Below are 5,795 nucleotides of genomic sequence, written 5' to 3'. Positions count from 1 at the left end.
ATTCAACGCGCGGAAAAATCTTTTTCAAATAGCCTATCTTGCGCAACGGCTAATGCTTTAGGATTAGGAAAAACTTGAGTTCTAGCGGATAGAAACGCAGCAACTTCGGCAGGTACGTTTTCAAATTCGTAGGTTACAACATCGGCTTGTTCGGCTAGCGTGGCCAATAATCTTGGGTCATCATAATCACCGATTAATGCCGTGCCTAATGGATTAGCACAAGCATCTTTAGAAGGGTCTAAAAAAATAAATTCCATACCCAGTGGATAGCCCGCTAATGCAATCATCCGAGCAAGCTGGCCTGCGCCTAAAATCCCTATTTTCATAGTATTCTCCTTTTAATGATGGTTTTCCGAGGTGGTCAGTGTGGGAGCGGGTGTAGCGGTAACGCTGTCAGTTTGGTTTTTCCGATACTGAGCCAGACGGGTGTGATATTCAGGATGTTTGTTAGCGAGAATCGCTGTGGCTAATAATGCTGCGTTAATAGCACCAGCTTTACCAATCGCTAGCGTTCCTACGGGAATACCGGCGGGCATTTGCACAATGGATAATAACGAATCTAGCCCATTAAGCGTTTTGGATTGCACTGGAACGCCGAGTACCGGTAAAGCGGTTTTAGCAGCGGTCATGCCAGGTAAATGTGCAGCCCCGCCTGCACCGGCAATAATCACTTCCAAGCCTTTAGCTTGTGCTGATTCGGCATAGGTGAATAGTTTATCTGGTGTTCTATGTGCTGAGACGATTTCGACTTCATAAGGCACGCCGAGTGCTTCCAGCGTTTCTGCGGCTGCGGCCATTGTGTCCCAATCTGATTGCGAACCCATGATTACGCCTACCAAAGCGGTCATGTTTTACTCCTTAAGCTAAGATTTAAAAATAAATTAGTATCTCATATTAAGGTGTGAATGTTTTCAAGTGTGCAAAGAAAAAGTAGCGCTGAGGAACATTTAACGTTAATCCCGAAACGCTTGTATTGCGCTATCTATTACTCGTTTAAGCTGAATAGAGTTACAAAGCCTGCGTATTCGCATTGAGCGTCTTTATTAGCAATAAAAACGTGTTTAACGCTGACAAAATTCGTCCAAGTTCGAATACCTGAACCATTAGCAAAACAATATCGTATTTTTGCACGATGAAAGCCTGTTTCACTGGCATCGGTAATTCCAGGCACGCCTCTAAAATGGGTTATTAATTTTGATATTAGATTTTCCTCGGGTGCAGTAGTGGCAATCTTGGTTGCGACCAGAAAATTTGAATGATTCTAGCAACCTCAGGGTGAGTTCTAAGTTGAGGATGGCTCACGCCATTGAGGCAGATAAAATGCGCATGTTTAAGTTTAGTCGATTCAGTCGGGATGTTGCCATCATTGCCATTGGAGGTATTTTCAGCCACCACTAGCGTTGGAATAACAGCAGCAACTTTTTCAGCGAGCGCGCGGCGGTTATTACCCAGGTGTTTGGCTATGCCGATACTTAAACCAAACGCGTCAATAATCTTTGCTAGGTTAGCACCACCGATAGGAGAGCCTAACGATATGAAAAATTCAACTTTGCTCCACCATTAGTTGACGACGGTTTGCTAGCGCGAAACTGTCTTACAGATTAAATATCAGTGCGCGGCATTGTACTTTTCTTTTACTTCTTGGTACGTTGCGAGCGCTTTTTTGACCAATTCACCACCTTTGCTCATATCACCTTCGCTAAGAGCTGTGCGTGCTTGGCCTAATAGGTTGCTGCCCTGGGCTTTTTTGACGGCAACTTTGCTATCAGATGTGGAAAATGATTTTTGGAGTTGTTTGGCTTCGAGAACCAAATCGGCAATCGTCTTTGCATCCTCACCCTTGTTGACAGCATCAACCGCCTGTTCTAATTTGGCCACTGTTTGGTCAATTGCAGCTTTGACCTCGGCATTATTTTCGGCATAGGCAAATGAACTTGCCAAGACAAAACTGGCTATCGTCATACCTGCCAAGATTTTTTTTGTGTTAATCATACGTTATCCCGTGAAGTGCTTGTTGTTATGTAAGTTGCTTGTCGATAATTTCGCGTTTACTCAGCTATCTTAGCATGTAGGGTGGTTTCGCCGATAGGCAAAAATATTTTGGGTTAGGGTTTGTTAATCAGGCCGTCCGAGTCAGTCAAAGTGAAGACTTAGAAGGTTTGGATGCCATCGTGATATTGGATGAGGAATTAGCACAAGATGGCCGTTGTTTAAATAAGCAGGATAGTTAAATGGCAGTTGAGAAAATTTTAGAAGGAAAACTAGTATTTGATTTTGACTGCCACGCGCTAAAATTTGATGACAGCCACTATCACCGTAAGCATTTTATCAAAATACAAAATGGCCTTAGTGCAGTTGATATTATGGCGGTTAAGCATGGCATAGGGTATTTTTAATTGAGATTAAAGACCACACTCACCCAAGCACCCAAAAACTGAACTTAAACGACTTTGTTGGAAAGGTCATTTCTACTTTATCAGCCCTGCTGGCTATGAAAATAAATGCCCATCAACTAATCGAAAAAGAACTGGCAAGTTTATTTATCAACATCCAGCAAATAAAACGTTTTAAAGCCTATAGATGCTCACCCTAAGGTCATAAACAAAGAACACTCAAGCCATTTTCCTTGGTGTGTCCAGTAACCATAATACTAAAAAAGCTCTCATCCATGAATCACAGGCGCTACTATCGTTTTTCAGCCTCTTGAGCTGGTTTTTTTTCGTTTTTAGTAGCAGCATCGATAATAGCTGCGGCATTGGGTTCTTTTTGATATTTCTGTTTGCGTAATTTGTCTTCGTATTCTTGCAAAAGCGTTTCAAATTCAACGGAACTAATTTGCGTAAAAGGCTCAGAACCGGTTAAGGTTTCGATAAAACCTCTACCTTGGCAAGCTTGTAAACCTTTCATCACCTGCTCTGCACCTTCGTACATTTTTACGTTTTTACTTTCACAGGCTTTAAGCTCATTAGCCGTCACTTGCTGCGTGTTTTGTAAACCGGCATGTTCTGCAGCCAATTCGCCTTTGGCTTTGTTTAACGCATTGTACTTGTCTATCACTTCATGCAACTTAGCCATAGTCGCGTCTAGCCGTTTATGTACTTCATCAGTACTAGCCTTCTGTGCGGCTAAATCTTCAGTTAATTTTTGCTCAACAGCAGTCGCAGCGTCTTTCTGTTTAGTGGTTTCTGCTTTAGCGGCTTCCAAATCAGTCACTAGCTTAGCGTTTTCTGTTTTTAATCGGTCGCGCTCAGTCGTGATTTCATTCACCATGAGCTGCAATTTCTTTACCGCTTTGGCACTAGCACTGTCTTTTTCTTTCGGTGCTGCGTAGCCTGGGGGTAGCGCACCTAAACACGCTATGACCAGGCTTAATTGTAAACACACTATTAAGGCATTTTGTTTCATTAGAATCTCGTATTCACATCTAATTGCAAAATATCGTTACTGTATTTAGGCCCTGAGATGACATCAGCCGATAACCACCGTCCGGTTGCCCAAACATTTTTCATTAAGCCATAGTTACCACCGATAACCCAACCTTTAGCATTCGTGCCACCTAGGTGAAAATCCGAGTCACTAAAGGCGTCTAACACAGAATCACGTTCAACATATTTGTACAATGCAAAAATGTTCCATTGGCCTGCGTAGTCAACTTTTGGCCAGCCAAAATCCATACGCACTTGCCAAGCATTGGTTTCATCATTCAAATCTGTTACAGGGTTTCCAGCCAAAGCATTAGTACGCTCTCTGACTCTATTAATGTCATAACCTATATTTTTCGCAAAGTCGCCAGCAATAATTAAATGATAAGGCGCAAATTTTTGCCAAATCGTAAGCTATCGCAAAGTTAATAATATTAAAGTCTGAAGCTAAACCATATAGACCACCCAATGCCCCTGACACTGACGAATTATTTTCATTACAAATTAACGCCATTGTGTTGCCGAATTGAACAAATTGCGGCACTGACAAATCATTTAGCGGTATGTTATTACTGCAGATAGGATTAGAGCTTCTACTTGGTACTGCTTCAACATTTTCATAATCAAAATAAGCTAACGCCATTCTAAACACGTCATGGTTGTCAAAGCCCCAATCAACACCTAACTGTGAGCCGAACAACCATTTATCATTAGAAGTTAGCTGCGATTCTTGTAAAGGAAACGCACCTAAAGTAAAAAACGCACTATGCCGGTTATCCTCTTCAGGATGAGTAGGATGCGTACTGGTTAAGCGATGTCTTATTGTGCCTACCAAGCCTTCAAACGATAAATCCGTATCCCAAACTAATTCGCTACCACCGGTAAACTCACCACCACCGACATACCAAGGATTTGCTACACGACCACCTGACAACGTCAACCATTTAAAGCCTTGCGCATCAACGGCATCGTATCTAAGAAACGCTCTATCAACGTTAAATGCATAGTGCGAACCCGTGTTGCCTAACGTTTGGTTAGTCGACACCGGGTCAGGAATATTGCTCGTTGCTAAACGCACACCCGCATTTAAGCCTTCAGTGATTTTCGCGTCTATCGCTAACCGTAAGCGTTCACGCAGCCTATGTCTATCTTGCCTAGTATTGATAAAGGCATTATTTCTAGCGGCTGTTATACCACCTGCTGCGTTAATTGATTGATAATCAGCATAAAATGTATCGTTATTGTCGCTATCCATAAATTCATTTTGCGAGCGTAAGCGTAAATCGCCCGATAGTTTAAAACGACTTATCCATTCAGGTAGTGCATCGGGTACACCCCATTTTTTGCTTTTCGCCTCTTGTACGACGTCTTTAACCACGTCAGCTTTCAATTCTTTGCGTACTTGCTCGCGAATTTCATCTTTAACAAATTCTGGCACATACGGTACGCGAACTTCACCTGGCTCTAAAGGCTCATCGTTGCCAGGTGCAGCTGCTTGCTGCTGTGCTTGTGCCTCGGCATCGGCTTCCGCTCTTTTTATCATTTCTTCAGCGGCTTGTTGGGTTAAAATGCCTTGCTTGACTAATTCTTTAATCAAATTAGTTGTCGTATTACGCAACTTTAGCAACTCTTCTTTTTCACCGGCATAAGCCATGCCGACCAAGCCGCATAACGCCAAGGCCAACAATTGCTGTTTTTTATCCATTTTCCACCTGAGTCAGTTTTAAAGTCTTGAGGTAATTTTTAATCGAATAGGTTGTTCCATACCGGGCGGTAACGGCTCGCTGACTTTTTTATATTTGCCCAGCAAACGATTGATTAACTCGTCAATCTCGGCATCGTTACTGCCGCGTGCCAGTTCAAAGCGACTGATTGAACCATCGGCATCTACCCAGAGTTTTACTACTGCGGTGTAGCCTTTGCGGCGTAGCTCTTCTTTGTCCGATAAGATGTCGAGTAGGTCGTTTTTTGATTAAGCCACCGTACCAGGCATACGGGTCACCGCCACCTCCACCGCCTAATAAGCCGCGCCCGCCTTTTCTCGCCGCAAGCCCGAAGCCATCGGAGCCTGCTGTGCCTTCGGCATCTAGGCCTAAATCACCCGGTGGTGGTTCGTCGGCAACATCGGGCAACGGTTCTTCTGGCTCAGGCTCAGGTTGCTCGACTTCGTTTTTCACCTCTGGCTCAGGTGGTTTTTCCACTTTCGGCGGGGGCGGTGGGGCAATACTGTTGACTTTAGCCAGTAGCACCCATTTTCTTAGCCCGCTTTTCTTTCCACTTATTAGGAACGCCTTTATTAACACGAGGTTTTGATGGCTTGGGCGTCTTCGGTCGGTAATAAACAACTCGTCGAATAGAATCAACTAACTCGAA

The 5,795-nt window shown here is 43.5% G+C and carries 9 protein-coding genes and 1 pseudogene; 1 reads left to right on the top strand and 9 read right to left on the bottom strand.

All coding sequences use genetic code 11. The annotated features are described in order from the left end of the window. Positions 1–14: 14 nt before the first annotated feature. The 4 genes and pseudogenes from VZ94_RS04555 to VZ94_RS04545 form a co-directional block, all read right to left on the bottom strand. A pseudogene (locus VZ94_RS04555) lies at positions 15–326 on the bottom strand (5-(carboxyamino)imidazole ribonucleotide synthase); the annotation flags it as partial. A 12-nt stretch (positions 327–338) separates the two neighbouring features. Beyond that, positions 339–848: a 5-(carboxyamino)imidazole ribonucleotide mutase gene (gene purE, locus VZ94_RS04550; protein ID WP_045778330.1), complete on the bottom strand. Its 510-nt coding sequence runs from the start codon at positions 846–848 to the stop codon at positions 339–341. Positions 849–985: 137 nt separating this feature from the next. Next, positions 986–1,171: a hypothetical protein gene (locus tag VZ94_RS25475; RefSeq protein WP_131655466.1), complete on the bottom strand. Its 186-nt coding sequence runs from the start codon at positions 1,169–1,171 to the stop codon at positions 986–988. A gap of 437 nt (positions 1,172–1,608) precedes the next feature. Beyond that, complete coding sequence (locus VZ94_RS04545; protein WP_052700216.1) at positions 1,609–1,992, bottom strand: hypothetical protein; 384 nt, start codon at positions 1,990–1,992, stop codon at positions 1,609–1,611. 239 nt (positions 1,993–2,231) lie between these two features. Between VZ94_RS04545 and VZ94_RS25765 the strand changes: the two genes are divergently transcribed. After that, positions 2,232–2,396, top strand: a complete 165-nt coding sequence (locus VZ94_RS25765; RefSeq protein ID WP_157844847.1) for a hypothetical protein — start codon at positions 2,232–2,234, stop codon at positions 2,394–2,396. 289 nt (positions 2,397–2,685) lie between these two features. On the opposite strand, the gene VZ94_RS04540 is transcribed toward VZ94_RS25765, so the two are convergent. From VZ94_RS04540 to VZ94_RS27980, 5 genes are read right to left on the bottom strand one after another with little or no spacing between them, the layout of a single operon-like run. Next, complete coding sequence (locus tag VZ94_RS04540) at positions 2,686–3,405, bottom strand: hypothetical protein (protein WP_045778329.1); 720 nt, start codon at positions 3,403–3,405, stop codon at positions 2,686–2,688. After that, positions 3,405–3,773, bottom strand: a complete 369-nt coding sequence (locus VZ94_RS30195; RefSeq protein WP_275575131.1) for a putative porin — start codon at positions 3,771–3,773, stop codon at positions 3,405–3,407. The genes VZ94_RS04540 and VZ94_RS30195 overlap by 1 nt, the downstream gene beginning before the upstream one ends. After that, complete coding sequence (locus VZ94_RS04535) at positions 3,763–5,127, bottom strand: putative porin (RefSeq protein ID WP_275575130.1); 1,365 nt, start codon at positions 5,125–5,127, stop codon at positions 3,763–3,765. The genes VZ94_RS30195 and VZ94_RS04535 overlap by 11 nt, the downstream gene beginning before the upstream one ends. Positions 5,128–5,145: 18 nt before the next feature. Continuing rightward, positions 5,146–5,295 carry a hypothetical protein gene (locus tag VZ94_RS27985; protein ID WP_239649632.1) on the bottom strand — a complete coding sequence of 50 codons (150 nt, stop codon included), beginning with the start codon at positions 5,293–5,295 and terminating at the stop codon, positions 5,146–5,148. Then, positions 5,282–5,671 (bottom strand): hypothetical protein, encoded by a 390-nt coding sequence (locus VZ94_RS27980; RefSeq protein ID WP_052700215.1) that lies wholly within the window; start codon positions 5,669–5,671, stop codon positions 5,282–5,284. The genes VZ94_RS27985 and VZ94_RS27980 overlap by 14 nt, the downstream gene beginning before the upstream one ends. Positions 5,672–5,795 lie beyond the last annotated feature (124 nt).

Source organism: Methylocucumis oryzae (genome assembly GCF_000963695.1).
Taxonomy (GTDB): Bacteria; Pseudomonadota; Gammaproteobacteria; order Methylococcales; family Methylomonadaceae; genus Methylovulum; species Methylovulum oryzae.
The sequence above is the reverse complement of the archived record's forward strand: the minus strand, read 5'-3'. Positions and strand labels throughout refer to the sequence as shown.

What these genes read in the sequence shown, in the direction of transcription:
- VZ94_RS25765 (WP_157844847.1), top strand. Translation starts at nt 2,232, where the DNA reads ATGGCAGTTGAGAAAATTTTAGAAGGAAAACTAGTATTTGATTTTGAC.
- VZ94_RS04540 (WP_045778329.1), bottom strand. Translation starts at nt 3,405, where the DNA reads ATGAAACAAAATGCCTTAATAGTGTGTTTACAATTAAGCCTGGTCATA.
- VZ94_RS04545 (WP_052700216.1), bottom strand. Translation starts at nt 1,992, where the DNA reads ATGATTAACACAAAAAAAATCTTGGCAGGTATGACGATAGCCAGTTTT.
- purE (WP_045778330.1), bottom strand. Translation starts at nt 848, where the DNA reads ATGACCGCTTTGGTAGGCGTAATCATGGGTTCGCAATCAGATTGGGAC.
- VZ94_RS04535 (WP_275575130.1), bottom strand. Translation starts at nt 5,127, where the DNA reads ATGGATAAAAAACAGCAATTGTTGGCCTTGGCGTTATGCGGCTTGGTC.